Source organism: Anaerotignum sp. MSJ-24 (genome assembly GCF_018918145.1).
In the GTDB taxonomy this organism is placed as follows: Bacteria; Bacillota; Clostridia; order Lachnospirales; family Anaerotignaceae; genus Metalachnospira.
In genome coordinates this window covers 125402-142929 of sequence record NZ_JAHLPX010000001.1, presented here as the reverse complement: position 1 = coordinate 142929, position 17528 = coordinate 125402, and the positions used below count along the sequence as shown (strand labels likewise).

20 protein-coding genes are annotated in these 17528 nt (G+C 38.2%); 16 read left to right on the top strand and 4 right to left on the bottom strand.

All coding sequences use genetic code 11. The annotated features are described in order from the left end of the window. Positions 1-9 precede the first annotated feature (9 nt). The 6 genes from larB to KQI66_RS00610 are packed head-to-tail and all read left to right on the top strand — an operon-like array spanning position 10 to position 6113. Positions 10-762 (top strand): nickel pincer cofactor biosynthesis protein LarB, encoded by a 753-nt coding sequence (gene larB, locus KQI66_RS00635; protein ID WP_216426780.1) that lies wholly within the window; start codon positions 10-12, stop codon positions 760-762. Then, positions 759-2102: a nickel pincer cofactor biosynthesis protein LarC gene (gene larC, locus KQI66_RS00630; RefSeq protein ID WP_216426779.1), complete on the top strand. Its 1344-nt coding sequence runs from the start codon at positions 759-761 to the stop codon at positions 2100-2102. Before larB ends, larC begins: the two co-directional genes overlap by 4 nt. Positions 2103-2129: 27 nt before the next feature. Next, positions 2130-3287 (top strand): endolytic transglycosylase MltG, encoded by a 1158-nt coding sequence (gene mltG, locus KQI66_RS00625; protein WP_216426778.1) that lies wholly within the window; start codon positions 2130-2132, stop codon positions 3285-3287. A gap of 13 nt (positions 3288-3300) precedes the next feature. Further along, complete coding sequence (locus tag KQI66_RS00620) at positions 3301-4008, top strand: O-methyltransferase (protein ID WP_216426777.1); 708 nt, start codon at positions 3301-3303, stop codon at positions 4006-4008. Beyond that, positions 4001-5242 (top strand): peptidase U32 family protein, encoded by a 1242-nt coding sequence (locus tag KQI66_RS00615; RefSeq protein ID WP_216426776.1) that lies wholly within the window; start codon positions 4001-4003, stop codon positions 5240-5242. The genes KQI66_RS00620 and KQI66_RS00615 overlap by 8 nt, the downstream gene beginning before the upstream one ends. Before the next feature lie 16 nt (positions 5243-5258). Continuing rightward, positions 5259-6113: a tetratricopeptide repeat protein gene (locus tag KQI66_RS00610; RefSeq protein ID WP_216426775.1), complete on the top strand. Its 855-nt coding sequence runs from the start codon at positions 5259-5261 to the stop codon at positions 6111-6113. A gap of 171 nt (positions 6114-6284) precedes the next feature. Here the strand turns inward: KQI66_RS00610 and KQI66_RS00605 are convergent, their stop codons facing one another. Beyond that, positions 6285-6704, bottom strand: coding sequence for a Fur family transcriptional regulator (locus KQI66_RS00605; RefSeq protein ID WP_216426774.1), 420 nt, complete (start codon positions 6702-6704; stop codon positions 6285-6287). A 152-nt stretch (positions 6705-6856) separates the two neighbouring features. Between KQI66_RS00605 and trmL the strand changes: the two genes are divergently transcribed. After that, entirely contained in the window at positions 6857-7345 is a 489-nt protein-coding gene (trmL, locus tag KQI66_RS00600) for a tRNA (uridine(34)/cytosine(34)/5-carboxymethylaminomethyluridine(34)-2'-O)-methyltransferase TrmL (RefSeq protein WP_216426773.1), read from the top strand. A gap of 63 nt (positions 7346-7408) precedes the next feature. Here trmL and KQI66_RS00595 read toward each other — a convergent pair whose 3' ends face one another. Then, complete coding sequence (locus KQI66_RS00595; protein ID WP_253287603.1) at positions 7409-8164, bottom strand: nucleoside phosphorylase; 756 nt, start codon at positions 8162-8164, stop codon at positions 7409-7411. A 220-nt stretch (positions 8165-8384) separates the two neighbouring features. Here KQI66_RS00595 and KQI66_RS00590 point away from each other — a divergent pair, with 220 nt between their 5' ends. From KQI66_RS00590 to KQI66_RS00555, 8 genes are all read left to right on the top strand, one after another. Next, positions 8385-9644, top strand: coding sequence for a copper amine oxidase N-terminal domain-containing protein (locus tag KQI66_RS00590; protein ID WP_216426771.1), 1260 nt, complete (start codon positions 8385-8387; stop codon positions 9642-9644). A 171-nt stretch (positions 9645-9815) separates the two neighbouring features. Continuing rightward, a complete protein-coding gene (locus KQI66_RS00585; RefSeq protein WP_216426770.1) occupies positions 9816-10238 on the top strand; it encodes a DMT family transporter in 423 nt (140 codons plus the stop codon). A gap of 13 nt (positions 10239-10251) precedes the next feature. Beyond that, positions 10252-10713, top strand: a complete 462-nt coding sequence (locus KQI66_RS00580) for a DMT family transporter (RefSeq protein ID WP_216426769.1) — start codon at positions 10252-10254, stop codon at positions 10711-10713. Between the two features lie 21 nt (positions 10714-10734). Further along, a complete protein-coding gene (locus tag KQI66_RS00575) occupies positions 10735-11655 on the top strand; it encodes a ribokinase (protein WP_216426768.1) in 921 nt (306 codons plus the stop codon). Between the two features lie 14 nt (positions 11656-11669). After that, on the top strand, positions 11670-12257 hold the full coding sequence (locus KQI66_RS00570; RefSeq protein WP_216426767.1) for an NAD(P)H-dependent oxidoreductase: 588 nt from the start codon (positions 11670-11672) through the stop codon (positions 12255-12257). A gap of 39 nt (positions 12258-12296) precedes the next feature. Next, positions 12297-13346, top strand: a complete 1050-nt coding sequence (locus tag KQI66_RS00565; protein WP_216426977.1) for an alcohol dehydrogenase — start codon at positions 12297-12299, stop codon at positions 13344-13346. A gap of 159 nt (positions 13347-13505) precedes the next feature. Next, positions 13506-14285, top strand: coding sequence for an RNA polymerase sporulation sigma factor SigG (gene sigG, locus KQI66_RS00560; RefSeq protein ID WP_334300577.1), 780 nt, complete (start codon positions 13506-13508; stop codon positions 14283-14285). Positions 14286-14511: 226 nt separating this feature from the next. Next, positions 14512-15069, top strand: a complete 558-nt coding sequence (locus KQI66_RS00555) for a TetR/AcrR family transcriptional regulator C-terminal domain-containing protein (RefSeq protein WP_216426765.1) — start codon at positions 14512-14514, stop codon at positions 15067-15069. 56 nt (positions 15070-15125) lie between these two features. On the opposite strand, the gene KQI66_RS00550 is transcribed toward KQI66_RS00555, so the two are convergent. Further along, positions 15126-16121 carry a hypothetical protein gene (locus tag KQI66_RS00550; RefSeq protein WP_216426764.1) on the bottom strand — a complete coding sequence of 332 codons (996 nt, stop codon included), beginning with the start codon at positions 16119-16121 and terminating at the stop codon, positions 15126-15128. Between the two features lie 229 nt (positions 16122-16350). Between KQI66_RS00550 and KQI66_RS00545 the strand changes: the two genes are divergently transcribed. Next, on the top strand, positions 16351-17019 hold the full coding sequence (locus KQI66_RS00545; RefSeq protein WP_253287600.1) for a GTP pyrophosphokinase: 669 nt from the start codon (positions 16351-16353) through the stop codon (positions 17017-17019). Positions 17020-17283: 264 nt separating this feature from the next. Here KQI66_RS00545 and KQI66_RS00540 read toward each other — a convergent pair whose 3' ends face one another. Continuing rightward, positions 17284-17517, bottom strand: coding sequence for a DUF3006 domain-containing protein (locus KQI66_RS00540; RefSeq protein WP_216426762.1), 234 nt, complete (start codon positions 17515-17517; stop codon positions 17284-17286). Positions 17518-17528 lie beyond the last annotated feature (11 nt).

The following is a 17528-nucleotide window of genomic DNA, read 5'->3' as shown; positions in this document are numbered from 1 at the left end:
GAGGCAGTTATGAATACAAAGGAAATACTTGCTAAGCTCAGAAATCAGGAGCTTACGGTTGATGAGGCGGAAAAGCTGCTTAAGCTTGCACCGACAAAGGATCTCGGATATGCGGTTGTTGACCATCAAAGACAGATGAGAAACGGTTGTCCGGAGGTTATATATGCTCTTGGAAAGACTAAAGAGCAGACTCTCGGCATAATGAAAAATATGCTTGAAAACGGAACGGAAAATATTCTCGCAACAAGAGTTGACGAAGAAAAATACGAATATATTGTTAAAGAAATACCAGACGTTATTTATAACAGAGATGCAAAAACGCTCGTTGTCGAAAGAAATCCTCTGCCGAAAACAGGCGGAATAATACTTGTCGCAACCGGCGGAACATCAGATATTCCCGTTGCGGAAGAGGCTGCGGTTACTGCCGAATTTCTCGGAAATACGGTTGACAGACTTTATGATGTCGGCGTTGCCGGACTTCACAGACTGCTTTCGAGAATAGACAGAGTAGAGGCGGCAGATGTTATTATTGCCGTTGCAGGCATGGAAGGTGCTCTTGCCAGCGTTATAGGCGGACTTACGGACAAGCCGGTTATCGCCGTTCCGACCTCTGTCGGCTACGGAGCAAACTTTAACGGCCTTTCTTCTCTCCTTTGTATGCTTAACAGCTGCGCAAGCGGTGTAGTTGTTGTTAATATTGATAATGGTTTCGGTGCCGGATATACGGCAAACAGCATAAATAAACTGGGGGCTTCAAAATGAAAACACTTTACTTCGATTGCAGTGCCGGTATCAGCGGAGATATGACGCTCGGTGCATTGCTCGATTTGGGAATAGATAAGGATAAATTTGTTGCCGAGCTTAATAAGCTCAATGTTGAAGGCTATGACATGGTTTTCGGCAGAGCCGTTAAAAACGGAATCGGTGCAAATAAGGTTGACGTTGTAATAACGATTGAAGGCTATGATGCAGACGGACATCCAATAATGAAGGAAATCCATGATGATGACCACCATTGTGAGCATCACCACGACCATGACCATGACCATCATCACGACCATGAGCATCATCACGACCATGAGCATCATCACGATCACGAACATGAGCATGACCACGATCACGACCATGACCATCACCACGATCACGACCACCATCATCCTCATGTTCACAGAAATGTTGCAGATGTGTTTGCAATAATCGACAACAGTGAAATAAACGAAAATGCAAAGGAGCTTGCAAAGCGTATATTCATGCGTGTTGCAAAAGCAGAATCAAAAGTACATAATGAACCGCTTGATAAGGTTCATTTCCATGAGGTCGGTGCTATCGATTCTATCGTTGATATTATCGGTACGGCAATCTGCATTGATATGCTTAAGCCGGACAGAATTTGTGCATCGGTTGTAAATGACGGACACGGCTTTATTATGTGCCAGCATGGACAGATCCCTGTTCCCGTTCCGGCAACAGCACAGATTTTTGCCGATTCTGATGTTATTTCAAGACAGATTGATATTGATACAGAGCTTGTAACACCGACAGGTGCGGCTATTATCGCCGAGCTTGCGGACAGCTATGGCACAATGCCTGCAATGAAGATTGAAAAAATCGGTATGGGTGCCGGCTCAAAGGATATGAAGATACCTAATGTTCTTCGTGTCGCAATGGGCGAGGAGAAAGAGATAAGCGAGGAAACAATAACTGTTCTCGAAACAAACATAGATGATGCATCGGGCGAAATTCTCGGTTATACTATGGAAAGACTTTTTGCTGCGGGAGCAAGAGATGTTTTCTATGCACCTATATTTATGAAGAAAAACAGACCGGCTTATAAGCTTACCGTTCTTTGTACAGAGGATAAGAGAGCCGCTATTGAGGATATTATTTTCACAGAAACAACAACCATAGGCATTCGCAGACGTACCGAGTCAAGAACCTGTCTTGACCGCAGTAAGGATACCATAGAAACAGCCTATGGAACACTTGAGGTAAAGAAAATAGTAAGAAACGGAAACGAAACCGTATATCCCGAATATGAGTCCGCTAAAAAGCTTGCCGCCGAAAACGGTGTTGCACTCAGAGAGATATACAAGATGAAATAAGAAATTAAAATGTAAAAGGGTGATACTTTGGACGACAGAAGAAGAGAGTCCGGCGAACAACGCGCAAGAAGACAGGCACCAAGCAGAAAACGCCGCAGACGAAGAAGAAAGAAAAAAATTCTCAGAATACTTACGGTTATAGGCATTACTATACTTGTTATTGCCGCTGTTCTCGGAATTTCATACGGAGTCGGAAAACATATAACGGGGAAATATATGAACAACAGCAATGCCGAAACAACAGTTGATATTTCCGCCGAACCGAGTGCAGATGCGGTCGAAATTGTTATTCCGCAGGGTGCAACGACCAAAGATATTGCCAAGCTGCTTAAGGACAACGGCCTGATAAGCAATGAGTTTTTCTTTAGGCTTAAATGCAAATCAGCCGGTGCAGACCAGAGCTTCCATTACGGAACATTTTATATTGATAAAGGTCTGACCGATGACCAGATTATCGAAATTCTTAAGCAGAGCAATACAACGGCACAGAACCGTATTACAATTCCCGAAGGCTATACCGTTAAACAGATAGCCGCATTGGTTGATGAAAAGGGAATTGCCACAACAGAGGACTTTCTGAACGAAGTCAATAACGGTGAGTTCAATTATGATTTTCTCGAAGGCATACCCGACAGGGAATACCGTCTTGAAGGCTATCTTTTCCCGGATACATATTATCTCAGTGGAAACGAAACCGCAAGAGATATTATTGTAATGATGCTTGACAGATTTGAGCAGATTTATAATACCTCCGTTAAGCCTTATGTTTCCTCAAGCGGATATACTCTTGACCAGCTTGTTACAGTTGCCTCCATGGTTGAGGCAGAGGCAATGCTTGACGAAGAACGTCCTGTTATTGCCGGAGTTATATATAACCGACTGGATATAGATATGTATTTGCAGATAGACGCTACTGTCCAGTATGCAAATCAGACAAAGAATGAGGTTGTTACGGAAACCGATCTGTCTGTTGATTCGCCATATAACACATATAAAAACAAGGGACTTCCGATAGGCCCGATCTGCTCGCCGGGAGAAGCCTCTCTTTCTGCGGCTGTACAGCCCGAAAAGCACAATTATTACTATTATGTGCTTAAGGCAAGAGGCGGAAGCGAGCATGTATTTACTGAAAATTATGAGGATTTTCTCACTGCCAAGGCAGCATACCAGGCTACATTTGATTGATTAGGAGAAAGAAATGAATTACGTTACCGATGATTATATAAACAGCTATCTCAGAACGATACAGCCGCATTATGACGGCGTTCTGGGTGAAATAGAGAAGGAATCGAGAGATGCTCAGGTTCCGGTTATACCGCATGAAACGGCAAGGCTTTTAAGCGTTCTGCTCACAATGAAAAAGCCTAAAAATATCCTTGAGGTCGGAACGGCGGTTGCATTTTCGTCGGGACTTATGTCACGCTATCTTCAGGACGGCGGAACGATTACAACAATAGACCGTTATGAGCTTATGCTTAAGGACGCAAGAAAAAATATCGCAAGAATGGGACTTGAGAACACAATAAAAATTCTCGAAGGCGATGCGGCAGATATTCTTCCGACATTGACCGGCCCTTATGACGTTATTTTCCTTGATGCGGCAAAAGGACAGTATTCCGCATTCCTTCCGCATTGCTTAAGACTTCTTCCTGTCGGCGGTCTGCTTATCGTTGATGACGTTCTTCAGGGCGGAGATATTGCAAAAACAAGGTTTTCGGTTCCGAGAAGACAGCGAACAATCCATAAGCGTTTAAGAAACTTCCTTTGGGATATTTCCCATAACGACGCATTGGAGTCCTCAATAGTTCCGATAGGTGACGGGCTTGCGGTATGCGTAAAAATCAAGGAAACGGAAGAAAAGGCTGATATTAAAAATGCAGCAGATGAGGAGAATACAGATGAGTAATTTAAAAAAGCCGGAGCTGCTTGCACCTGCCGGTGATTTGGAAAAGCTTAAAATAGCAGTGCTTTATGGTGCCGATGCGGTATATATCGGAGGAGAAGCATACAGCCTGAGAGCAAAAGCAAAAAATTTCAATGCCGAAACCATGAAGGAAGGTATTGACTTTGCACACGCACGTGGTGCAAAGGTATATGTAACAGCAAATATATTTGCACATAATTCGGACTTTGACGGTATGGGCGAATATTTCAAATCAATATATGAAATGGGTGCAGACGCTGTGCTTGTTTCGGATCCGGGAGTTTATACAGTGCTTAAGGAATATGCACCGGATTTAGAGCTCCATGTTTCCACACAGGCAAACAATACCAACTATAAAACAGCACAGTTCTGGTATAAGCTCGGAGCAAAGAGAATAGTCGGAGCAAGAGAGCTTTCGCTCAAGGAAATAAAGGAAATGCGTGACAACATTCCAGAAGATATGGAGATAGAAACCTTTGTACATGGTGCAATGTGTATCTCATATTCCGGACGCTGTCTGCTTTCAAACTACCTTACCGGCAGAGATGCAAACCGAGGAGCCTGCTCACATCCTTGCCGTTGGAAATATTATCTCATGGAGGAAACCCGTCCCGGAGAATATATGCCCATTGAAGAAAATGAAAGAGGTACTTTTATATTCAATTCAAAGGATTTGTGTATGCTTGACCATATTCCGGAGCTTGTTGATGCCGGAATTTCCAGTCTTAAGATAGAAGGAAGAATGAAAACTCCGTACTATGTCGGAACTATCGTAAAGACTTACAGACAGGCTATTGACGATTATTTTGAAAATCACGAATATTATAAGAGCCGTATTCCTTACTATATGTCCGAGGTATGCAAGGTAAGCCATCGAGATTTTACAACAGGCTTTTATTTCGGTAAGCCCGGACATGATGACCAGGTTTATACAAGCAACACCTATATAAGAAATTATGACTTTATAGGAATGGTCGTTGAGGATTGGGACGAAGAAACCGGCTGTGCAACAGTGATGCAGAGAAATAAATTTGAGGTCGGCGATGTTATAGAGGTTCTTCCGCAGAAGGGCGATTCCTCGGAAATGACAGTCACTCAGATGTGGGATACCGACGGTGTTCCCGTTATGTCTGCACCGCACCCTGAACAGATATTAAAGCTTAAAACGGATATACCGCTTAAAAAGTTTGATATGCTCAGAAAAGCTTCAAAATAATCGGGAGGTAAAACAAATGGCTGACAGAAGAGATAAATTAAATAAGACACTTATTATGATAGGTATAGTTTCGGCTGTTGTAGTTATTATAATAGCAAAAATATTCCAGATGAAGCCGCAGAGCCTTATCTCGGTAATTGCCGTTATATGGGCAGCTCTTGTTGTGGCAAGAATGTTCATCGTAAACAGCAAGAATAAAGAGTATTCAAAAATGCTTGAGCATCTTAACCGAATACTCGGCGAAGAGAACGATCCCGAAAGATATATCGAAATGTGCAATAACTATATCGACCGTGTTGACGACGAGAGCTTTAAGGCAATGCTTATGACAAATCTTGCGGCAGGCTATGCAACAATGTGCAGATATGACGAGGCATCGGAGGCACTCAAGAAGGTTGATGTTTCCAAGCTTGCGGAAAGCCACAAAGCCATACTCTATAACAACCTTGCACAGTATGCTTTCCTTACCGGCAAGATTGATGAGGCAAGAAAATATGTTGCAGACAATAAACCTCTGCTTTTCAAATATTTTAGAACAAAGAATATGTCAACTCCGTTTATAGTTACATTTGCTTTTGAATATTATTATCAGGGAAATAAGGAATCTGCAATGGCTTGTGCTAATAAAATATTAAATTATATTAAAAAGGCACAGACTCTTTCTGCTAATGATAAATGTATAGTTGAAAAGCTTGAAGAGCTTAAGAAAAAGATAGCCGATCTTCCTGATGAAGAATACGATGAGGACGTTGAAGAGGTTACATCCGGCAGTGATGTTGTTGACGGAATCATACCGGACGAAGACGTTGATAATATTGACGAAATTGACGACATAGACGATATGGACGATAACATTGATGATGATTATTAAACAAAGATATATACCTATATTAGATCCCGAAACTTCTTTTAAATCTTAATAAATCAGAATTACAGCAGGGATATGTAAGTTAATATTAATAAACTACGGCATCTGTACTTTATTTAATTGTGCAGATGCCGTAGTTTTGTTATGCGGTTAATTTTACCGATAAATTTAAAATTATTTCAGACATTCATCACAGGTTCCGTAAAAGAAAAGTTGCGTTTTGTTTATGTTATGATTTATTTTTGAATTAACCTTTTCGACTATTTCGCTTATTTCAGAATTAATGTCAACATTGATGTCCTTTACTGAATGGCATTTTTCACATATTATATGAGGATGGAATTCTGTATTATAGTCATAATGCAGGCTTTCCCCGTCAATGGTTAATGCCTGAATAAGATTAGCCTGATTGAAAGCATCAAGTGTTTTATATACAGTGGCAAGACTCATTGTGGGGTTGGTAGGCGCAAGAGTTCTGAAAATCGTTTCCGCAGTAGGGTGTTCATATGTGTTCATAAGCATATCCATAATTGCAATTCTCTGCGGAGTTACCTTCAGTCCTTTTGAGCGAAGCAGATCGGGTGTACCGAGCATAATATCAACTCCTTTTATTAAATAATAATTATTCTTTATAAAGAATAATATATTACAGCAAATAAGTCAATGGGAAAAGTTAAATTTTAATAGATTATTTTTAAAATATGTAGTAATATATACGTTAGAAATCAGCTACGGAGGAAAAAACAATGAATATAGTTCTGCATGAACCGGAAATACCGCAAAATACCGGAAATATATCAAGAACCTGTGCCGTTACACATTCAACACTTCATCTTATAAAGCCGCTCGGTTTTTCTGTTGATGATAAATATTTAAAGCGTTCGGGCCTTGATTACTGGAAATATCTTGACGTTAGATATTACGAAAATTTTGAGGACTTTAAAGACAAAAATCCCAATGCAAAAATATTTATGGCTACAACAAAATCAAAACAGATTTATACGGAAGTAGAGTACCATGAGGACGATTATATTATGTTCGGCAAGGAAAGCGCCGGCATACCGGAGGAAATACTTCTTGACTATAAGGACACAAGTATACGAATACCTATGTACAGCGACTTAAGAAGCCTTAATCTTTCCAATTCGGTTGCGATTATACTTTATGAGGCATTAAGACAGCAGAATTTCAAAGGCATGACAACACAGGGACAGTTACATAAATATAAATGGTAAGCTGTTTACAGAGAAAAGCAGGCCATATCGAAAGATATGGTCTGCTTTTATAATAATATGAACTTATTTACTTGCTTTATCAAGCTTTACAAATGCCTCAAGGGCTGTGATAATTTCGTTCTTTTCGCCTATCATTGACGCATCTTCTCCGCTTGCATAATCACCTATGCTGTCGAGAGTATCACCTTCGTAAGGCACAACATTGTTAAGTATGGACGCTGTTTTTATTCCTCTGAGTCTGCCGACGGTGAGAAGTGTGGCTGTTTCCATATCACTGCCGAGAACGCCTCTTTTTGCCCAGAAAGCATTTATTTCGTCCTCATTATCAATATAGAAGCTGTCATGGCTGCGGCATATTCCGACATGGTTAGGAAAATTCTGCTCTCTGGCCGCCTCTATGCAGTAATTTGTGAGGTCTGTATCGGGAACGGCAGGGAATTTAAGATTGACATATGTCTGTGATGCACCGTCATCACGTACCGCACCGTTTACGATAATAATATCTCCGACCTTTATCTGTGGCTGTATTGTTCCGCAGCTGCCAATTCTTATCATTGCCTCAACGCCTATGTTTTTAAGCTCCTCAATGCCTATTGCAACCGATGCACCGCCCATGCCGGTTGATATGGCAAGTATTCTGACACCTTTGTATGTACCGACAAGGCTTCTGTATTCACGGTTGAAGGTAAGCTCCTGAACGTCCTCAAGGAAGGGTGCAATACGGTCAAGTCTTGCAGGATCGCCCGGCATTATGGCATATTTTGAATTTACTTCTTTACTTAATCTGATATGCGGCTGTAATTCACTCACATCAAACATCTCCTTTTATATAAACTTAAAATAAGCATACAATAAATTACAGTCCAAATCAATTAGTTTTATTCACCAAGTTTAATTGACAAATATGGCAAAAAAGCCGATAAACTTCTCTTAAGATAATAATTATAATTTAATTAAATATAATATTGATTATAACAAGTACAGTGATATAATTAACTTGAATTTAGAAAATTTTGTTAATTAGAGAGGAGAGGTTCTAATGAAGAAATTTAAAATCTTTTTATTAACATTACTATTGACCGTAATGTCATTTTCGTTTCAAGTTTTTGCTTTTGACAATATAAATGTCTTATATAATGGCACCAATTTATCGAATACTGTACCGGTAAAATCTGAAAACGGCATCACTTATATATCTATAGGAGATTTGTGTAACTATTTCGGCGGAATATCAAACTATAATAGTTCTACCAAAATTTTGACTGTTCAATACGGAATAGATTATGGCGTAGAAAATAATTTTGAACATGATAATGTAATATATAATTTTTCGGTAGGTAAAAATGAATATCAAGAGAGAATGTACACATCAAGTAATTTTGTAAATAATAATGTTCTTTGGCTTAAATATGCACCCAAATTAATTGAAAACAAAGTTATGCTATCTACAGCCGATGTGTCAAATTTGTTTTCATATGCTATATCTATGAATTACTCGACAAATTCATTAGTGATAAATGATGGTTATAGCTGGCATAACACAATTTGGAACAATGATACAAATTTCAAATTGTTAATGGACCAAACTCCAAATGTCTATAATACTGTAACACATGAAGAGTATAACAGGATTTTATATTTTGATGAATCAACAGGAACGGCTTATTCAAACAATAATGTTTCTGATAAAGTTCCACTTTATTCAGATGACGGAAGAATACGATATACTTTAAAATCGGAAGTTGAAGCTTATAAAAAAGTCGGTTGGTATGAAACCTGCCCTTTAATAAATAAAACTGTTTGGTTAAGCAAAAATGTTTTACCGTATGGTGATTTTGAACCAACCAGTGCTTATATGCTTGGAAGGAACGAATGGCGATTGGATACTATTACAGGTTTCAATTCATGGGATCTAAAAAAGATAAATGAAAACCAGTATAAGATTAAAGAATTTTTCTTTTGGGAAAATCATAAACAAGTTTCCATTGACACAGATACACTTCTTACGGGAGTTGATACAATAGTAAGAGGTTACTTTGTGGCCAGCTGGGAAAATCCAAAAACATACTATGGTATCTCAAATTATGAATGGAATAGAATTCAATCCGGTGATTATATTTGGGTCGGTATGTCAAAGAACGCATATTGGTTAGCCGGTCATGGGTATCCGGATAATATTAATACTTACAACTCTTATTATGGCACTATGGAACAATTTGTGTACGAATACGTACGTTCAACCGAGTATTATTATTTTATTAACGGTTATTTAAGCGACTGGCAAGATTTAAGATATTGATTTGTAAAAATTTAGCCCAAACAGTTAGAAATTTAACTATAATTATTTGGGCTTTTATTTATATTTTAAGCTATTAGGATGTGCATAACAGATATAATCTTAGATTGACAAATATGGCAAAAAAGCCGATAATAATATAAGGTCAATAAAAATTTTTTGAGGTGAACTTAGATGGGCATTTTGTACCTTGCTCTGTCCGGTATATTTAACAGCATAATGGTTTCTTTCAACGGACAGCTTGGCATTTATCATTCATTATTTGTAATGACTTTTTTTGTACATTTCTTTGCGGCAATTATCCTTTTGATTTACATACCTGTTGTTCAGCGTAAAAAAATAAAATTTACCGGCTGTCCGCCTTATGTTTATATTGTCGGATTTCTCGGTGTGTCCATAGTCGGCATAAGCAGCTGGTGTACCCAGTCCATCGGTGCAACGGCGGTGCTTTCTCTTTCGGTAATGGGACAGATTGTCGTTTCTGCTATATTTGATAATTACGGCTTTTTCGGCGTTAAAAAGGTTCCGTTCAAAAAAGAACAGATTCCGGCATATATGCTTGTCGCAATCGGTATTCTGCTTGTTATAAACGGTTAAGGAGGTGCGGACATTGGTAAAGTATTTTATTTTTGCAATTATTTTAGGCATACTTAATGTTTTTAATAAAATGGTCAATGTTAAAGCTTCCGAATATCTCGGCAATATAAACGGAACACTTATAAATTATGTGGAGGCAACAATAATCGCATTTGTTCTTTCTGCGTGCGCCGGCAACTTAAACCAGCTTTCAATATCATATATAAAAACGGTTCCGGCTTACCTTTATCTCGGCAGTGTTGCCGGACTTGTGGCTCTTATTTTCCTTGTTATAGGAACAAAAAAATCAACGGTTATGGTTTCAACAATCGTTGTTTTGATAGGCCAGCTTTCAATGTCGCTTGTGCTTGACCGCATTTTCTTCGGTCAGCAGATAAGCATTCTTAAGGTTATCGGAATATTCTGCGTTATTGCCGGAATGACCTTCAGAGAAAAAATAATCAAAAAATCACAAACAGAGCAGGAAAATAATTAAACATTTAAAGGGGATATATGAATGAAAATATTAAATTTCGGTTCACTCAACATTGATAACGTATATAAGGTAGACAAATTTCTTCTTCCCGGTGAAACAAAATCATCACATGCTTTTTCCAAAAACTGCGGCGGCAAAGGTCTTAACCAGTCGATAGCTGCGGCAAAGGCCGGCAATGAGGTTGTCCATGCGGCAATGCTCGGCAACGACGGACAGATACTCGTAGACGCACTTAAAGATAACGGCGTTGATACTTCAATGATTAAGCTGGTTAATGCTTCCAGCGGACATGCAATTATACAGGTTGATGAAAACGGCCAGAACTGCATACTTCTTTACGGCGGCACAAACCAGATGCTCACAGAGGAATATATCGACAGCGTTCTTGACAGCTTCGGAAATGAAGGTCTTGTTCTTCTTCAGAACGAAACAAATCTTGTCGGCTATATTATGGACAAGGCTTACGAAAAAGGTCTTCAGATAGCGTTAAATGCCGCGCCTATGAACGAAAAGGTGCTTTCATATCCGCTTGAAAAGCTCACATGGCTTGTTGTAAACGAGGTTGAAGGCAAACAGATTGCCGGCTGTGAAAAGGACGAGGATATACTTGACGTTCTTAAAAAACGCTATCCTAAATGCAAAATATTGCTTACTCTCGGTTCTAACGGTGCATGCTGTTTTGACGGAGAAAAAACATATTCAATAGGCTGCTACAAGGTTGATGTTGTCGATACAACAGCCGCCGGAGATACATTTATGGGATATTTCCTTTATGGCGTTTTAAACGGCGAAGGCATTGCCGAAAGCTTAAGACTTGCCACAACAGCCAGTGCAATATGTATCGGAAAAAACGGTGCCGCAAACTCTGTTCCATTTAAGGCAGATGTAGACAGAATTATTAAAGATAAAATATTCGGCGAGCTTACTGTTACCGTAAAATAAGGGAGGTCTTTTTAATGAAAAAGGTTCTTTATGTAGATTGCTGTGTAAGAAGAGAAAATTCAAGAACGGCCGTTATTGCAAAGCATTTTCTTGATAAACTGGATAAAAACAAGTATGATATAGAGGAGCTTTGTCTTATGGACGAGCCTATGGAATATTTTAAGGACGGATTTTTTGAGCAGAGAGAAAGACTTCTTGCCGACAAAAAATTTGACCATCCTCGTTTCCGCTACGCATGGCAGTTCAAAAATGCCGATAAAATCGTTATTGCCGCACCATTCTGGGATTTAAGCTTTCCTGCACTTCTTAAGGTATATATTGAAAATCTCTGCGTTGAAGGCATAACATTCGACTGCAATGCAGAAAACGGCTGCTTTGGCGTATGCAATGCCGACAAGCTTGTATATATAACCTCAAGAGGTGGAAATTATAACAACAATCCTATGGAAATGGGTGCAAGATACATTGAGGCAATGTGCGGATTTTTCGGAATCGAAAAGTTCAAATGTATTGCGGCAGACGGCATAGACATGGTTGAAGATCCTACACCGATAATTAACGAAGCAATTAAAGAGGCAGAAAAAGAAGCTGCCGAATTATAATATAAGGATAGAAGGAGATTGGTAAAAATGGGAGAAACAATGAAGGCAGTAGTATACAAAGGTCATGGTACGGTTGAGCTTGAGGACAGACCTATACCAGTAATAAAGGACGAAAGAGATGCAATCGTTAAGGTAACGCTTTCAACAATATGTTCAAGCGACCTTCACATCAAGCATGGTACAGTTCCGAGAGCAAAGGAAAACACGGTTCTCGGACATGAGTTTGTCGGCGAAGTAATCGAAACAGGCAGTGCTGTTAAAAAATTCAAGAAGGGCGACCGTGTTTCCGTAAGTGTTGAAACCTTCTGCGGAACCTGCTTTTTCTGCCGTAACGGTTTTGTAAATAACTGTGTAGAGGGCGGTTGGGAGCTTGGTTGCCGTATTGACGGATGTCAGGCAGAATATGTCCGTGTACCCATCGCAGACAACGGAATGACACTTATTCCCGATGATGTAACAGACGAAATGGCTCTTTTCAACGGCGATATTCTTGCAACAGGCTACTGGGCAGCATCTATCGGAGAGCTTACTCCGGCTGATACTGTTGTTGTTATCGGTGCAGGCCCTACAGGCTTATGTACACTTATGAGCGTTAAGCTTTACAGCCCTGCAAAGGTAATCGTTGTTGACGTAGACGATTTCAGACTTAATCTTGCCAAAGAGCAGGGACTTGCAGACATTATCGTAAACTCGAAGAACGAAGATCCGCTCGAAGTTATTATGAGAGAAACAAACGGCAGAGGTGCCGACAGAGTATTTGAGGTTGCCGGACTTAAGAGCACATTCGAGCTTGCATGGAAGGCCGCAAGACCGAGTGCAATAGTAGTTGTTGTTGCACTTTATGCAGAGCCGCAGGAAATACCTCTTCAGCTTATGTATGGCAAAAACCTTACATTCAAAACAGGTGGTGTAGACGGAAACTGCGATTACGCAGAACAGATAATGAAGCTTGTCCAGTGCGGAAAGATCGACACAAGCTGCCTTATAACGCATAAAGCACCGCTTAATGATGTTTTAAAGGGCTATGATGTATTCGAAAACAAGATTGATAACTGTGTTAAATGGGTTATAACACCTTACGAAAGATAATCATATGCCAATAGGCAAAAAATAAATAATCAGTATAAAAAATACCTTCCGGGGCAAAATTAAACTATCAGCTTCGGAAGGTATTTTATTATGTAGTGTTAAAAACACATACTCTCTGACTGCTGTTTTTTGTATTAAAAATACATGACGGGAGTGAGCATTTTGGGATACTGCGGAAAGGTTGAAATAACCGGTGTAAACACATCTAAGCTTACCGTACTTACAAGGGAAGAGGCCGCCGAACTTTTTAAAAAAACAAAGGCAGGTGATAAGGAGGCAAGGCAAAAACTTATTAACGGTAATTTAAGGCTCGTTCTCAGCATAATAAAGCGGTTTGACAACCGTAGCGAATCCATAGACGATCTGTTCCAGGTCGGCTGTATAGGGCTTATAAAGGGTATAGATAATTTTGATATATCTCTGAATGTACTGCCGTCAACATATCTTGTGCCTATGATAATAGGCGAGATACGGCGTTATCTGCGTGATAATAACTTTATACGTGTCAGCCGTTCGCTCAGAGATACCGCATATCACGCATTACAAATAAAGGAACAGCTTACAAAGGCAAATTCCAAGGAACCGACAATAGAGGAAATCTCCAAAATAATGGAGGTTCCTGCCGAAGATATAACAACAGCACTTGAAGCAATACAGGATCCTGTTTCATTGTTTGAACCGGTGTATCATAATGACGGAGATACACTTTATGTCATGGATCAGATGAGCGATGATAAGGAAAATGATAATCAGTGGCTTGATAACATTTCGTTAAATGAAGCAATGAGAAGGCTGAATGACCGTGAGAAAAAAATACTTCAGCTAAGATTTTTTGAAGGCAAAACACAAATGGAGGTATCGGACGAAATAGGTATTTCTCAGGCACAGGTCAGCCGTTTGGAAAAAACTGCATTAAAACATATGAAAAAATATGTTTAAACTTGTCGGGACATGACAGAATGCACTCTGTTGTGTCCCGGTTTTAATTAAAATTTAATTTTATGGTTGACATTTTGGCAAAAATATATAAAAATAAAATGGGGAAAGTTGTAGCTTGCTTTATCTATGTTATATGCTGTTAAAAACATTAATAAAAGCATTGGATAAAAGCAAAATTTATGATATAATGATGTTATGTCATTACATTATTTTAGGAGGCGGTATATTGGCTGATTCTAATATAACCAAAAGAGCACTTGCCTCTGCAATGAAGGAGCTTATGGCTTCTGTTCCGTTTTCAAAGATTAGTGTTGGGGATATTTGCGAAAAATGCGAAATGAACCGTAAAAGCTTCTATTATCATTTCAGAGATAAATATGATTTAGTAAACTGGATATTCAATTCCGAATTTATAATGCGTATACCGTCAAAGATGTATTCCGATGAATGGGATTTTATTTCTGATATATGTACTTATTTCTATGATAACAGAGCATTTTATTCAAAGGCATTACTTATTGAAGGTCAGAATTCATTTTTGGAATATTTCAAAGATGTTCTTGTGGCGATTCTTAATGAATATATGAAGGGCTATTTTTCCAATAAGGAAAATCAGGATTTTTATATTACATTCTATACAGATGCCTTTGTTGCGTCTATTGTCCGTTGGCTTAAGGATAAAAACTGTATGCCGGCAGAGCAGTATGTTGTTCTTTTGAGATCATGTATAGAAGACCTTGCAGTAAAAATAGTTAATACTCTTCCCGAAAATGCAAGAGAATAAGGTAAAAAATAAATGTCGATATAGTTTTGTACTGTATCGACATTTTTATGTTTGTATTATTTTTGATATTTTTTAAGCACATCTAAAAGCGACATATTGTTTATGTTGTATTTTGTGCCGTCCTCTTTGTTGGAATACAAATTTCCTTCAACATCAATAATTGCCGAAAAATTGTTTCCGGAAATCATCTTATCTATTGTAAGAGTATCGTTGTAAACATCCATCATTACGTATGAGTGCTTCTGTTCATCGCGTACTTTCTTTGCATTTGAACTCATATAATCTAAAGTTTCTGTGCTACATTTTTTGATAGGCATACAAAACAGAAATGTTTCGGTATAATCTTCGAAATAGTTAAGTGTTTCCTCTGTGAAGATATCACGGTAATTTTCATCATCATAAGGTACATATACAGCGAAGAATTTATGATTTTCTCTCAAAATATCAGCTGCTGCGGAAAGCTCATTCTTAGTTCCCTTTATAGACATCAATATATTTTTAATATCATCAAACATACCAATTGTTTTATAGGAAACTGTTGCTGCATCAGTGAAAAGAATAAATGCACAATCTTTATTGGCTCTTATAATTTCAATTGTTTCATCACATAATTTTCTGTCTACAATAGAAAAGATATATATTCCAAGTTCTTTTGCCTGTTTTATTATGTCTGCAGTCTGTTTACTGTGCTGCTTATCCGTTTCGATGAGAAGTATCCAAGGAATGCAGCAGTTATTTTTATTACTTAAATCTCTTATTGTTTTTGCACCGCTTGTGCATGCATTATATCCGGCATTAATCGAAAATTCCTTTAAATTCTCCATGTCGAGATATGAAACTATTTTATTAATAAGCGTATAATATGCACTGTTTTCATTTGTAAGCATTTTCTGAAGCATTTCGAACATATTATTACTGAAACGTCCGTTGGGAAAACTGAGAATAAGATCAACAACATTTCTCAAAGAACGTTCGGGATCATTTTTTAAATCATGCAGGACCTTATTAACAAGCGGTTCTATCATGGCTCTTGCCATCCTGTCTTTAAACATCTGCATATCACCCTTTCGGTATCGTATAACATTTATATATTACCTTGAAGGAAACAATTTTTAAATGGACAATATTATTTTAATGTCCGAATTCCGAAAAATTCATATAAAGCATACGTAAAATATAATGGATTATGTATAATTAATTCAAATTTTATCATTTTATGTTTATTTTTTAATACTTATGGGGTATGATATAAATAATAATACACTAAGGAGAGGATTGGAATTGGCATTACAAATAGACAAGCTTGTGCAGTCCGCAGATGTTTTTATTAAGGCAGAGGACCTTCAGAAAGTTAAGGATTTCAGCGTTACATATCAGATGTACAGTGCGGCTATTAAGGAAATACGTACTAAGCTGGAAATACTCGATGATGAATTTAAAATAAAATTTGATTATAACCCTATACATAATATTGAAAGCCGTCTTAAGGCACCGGCAAGCATTGTAGAAAAGCTGAATAAAAAAGGCTTCGATGTTTCCGTACAATCAATAAGAGACAATATATTTGATGTTGCCGGAATAAGAGTGATTTGCAATTATATAGAAGATATATATAAAGTTGCGGACCTGCTCACAAACCAGGACGATATTACATTGATAAGAACTAAGGATTATATTAAAAATCCTAAAGAAAACGGTTACAGAAGTCTTCATCTCATTGTTTCTGTTCCGATTTTTCTTGCAGAATCAACCGAGCATATAAAAGCAGAAGTACAGCTCAGAACAATAGCAATGGATTATTGGGCAAGCCTTGAGCATGAGTTAAGATATAAAACCACCGGTAATGTAAATGACGATCTTAAAAAACGTCTTACCGCCTGTGCAACATTGCTTGCAGACATGGACGTTGAAATGCAGGATATATTTAAGATTATATATAAACAGAATTGAAACCGGAGAACCGCTAACATGAAAATATATTAGGTTCGGGAAAAAACCGTCGAATTATTGACAAAGCTGTTATCTGTTTGGGAAACTTCGGTCAGAAAAACACATCTTTTTCTTTCTGATGCTGAGATAGAGAAAATCGAGAAATTATTTGACGAACAGGGAAATCTGTATCTTATTTTATACATGAAAATAAATCAAATATACTGACAGCAAAAATCCCTTCCATTTCAGCTTTTGAAACGAAAGGGATTTTGTTTTGTGTGCTTAGTCTACCCAGATTGTATTCATTTTTTCTTCAATCATTTTTTTGCGAGCCTCTTTTTCTTTATTAAGAGGAGTAAAACCGATTTCATACATATTACCTTCCTTTACACCTTCGGGAAGAAGTGAAAGGGGAAGATCAATCATCTTTTTGTCTTCGGTTTCGCAAACGGCATATTCGCCTTCAATTCTGTCTACGATAATCTGACTTGATTTTGTGTCTTTTGATATACGCATTAATATCACTC

Excerpts from the sequence above, each read along its gene's own strand:
- larC (WP_216426779.1), top strand. The coding sequence starts at position 759 with ATGAAAACACTTTACTTCGATTGCAGTGCCGGTATCAGCGGAGATATG.
- KQI66_RS00590 (WP_216426771.1), top strand. The coding sequence starts at position 8,385 with ATGAAGAAATTTAAAATCTTTTTATTAACATTACTATTGACCGTAATG.
- KQI66_RS00575 (WP_216426768.1), top strand. The coding sequence starts at position 10,735 with ATGAAAATATTAAATTTCGGTTCACTCAACATTGATAACGTATATAAG.
- KQI66_RS00620 (WP_216426777.1), top strand. The coding sequence starts at position 3,301 with ATGAATTACGTTACCGATGATTATATAAACAGCTATCTCAGAACGATA.
- KQI66_RS00605 (WP_216426774.1), bottom strand. The coding sequence starts at position 6,704 with ATGCTCGGTACACCCGATCTGCTTCGCTCAAAAGGACTGAAGGTAACT.
- trmL (WP_216426773.1), top strand. The coding sequence starts at position 6,857 with ATGAATATAGTTCTGCATGAACCGGAAATACCGCAAAATACCGGAAAT.
- KQI66_RS00595 (WP_253287603.1), bottom strand. The coding sequence starts at position 8,164 with ATGTTTGATGTGAGTGAATTACAGCCGCATATCAGATTAAGTAAAGAA.
- KQI66_RS00585 (WP_216426770.1), top strand. The coding sequence starts at position 9,816 with ATGGGCATTTTGTACCTTGCTCTGTCCGGTATATTTAACAGCATAATG.
- KQI66_RS00615 (WP_216426776.1), top strand. The coding sequence starts at position 4,001 with ATGAGTAATTTAAAAAAGCCGGAGCTGCTTGCACCTGCCGGTGATTTG.
- KQI66_RS00610 (WP_216426775.1), top strand. The coding sequence starts at position 5,259 with ATGGCTGACAGAAGAGATAAATTAAATAAGACACTTATTATGATAGGT.
- KQI66_RS00565 (WP_216426977.1), top strand. The coding sequence starts at position 12,297 with ATGAAGGCAGTAGTATACAAAGGTCATGGTACGGTTGAGCTTGAGGAC.
- KQI66_RS00550 (WP_216426764.1), bottom strand. The coding sequence starts at position 16,121 with ATGTTTAAAGACAGGATGGCAAGAGCCATGATAGAACCGCTTGTTAAT.
- larB (WP_216426780.1), top strand. The coding sequence starts at position 10 with ATGAATACAAAGGAAATACTTGCTAAGCTCAGAAATCAGGAGCTTACG.
- KQI66_RS00570 (WP_216426767.1), top strand. The coding sequence starts at position 11,670 with ATGAAAAAGGTTCTTTATGTAGATTGCTGTGTAAGAAGAGAAAATTCA.
- KQI66_RS00540 (WP_216426762.1), bottom strand. The coding sequence starts at position 17,517 with ATGCGTATATCAAAAGACACAAAATCAAGTCAGATTATCGTAGACAGA.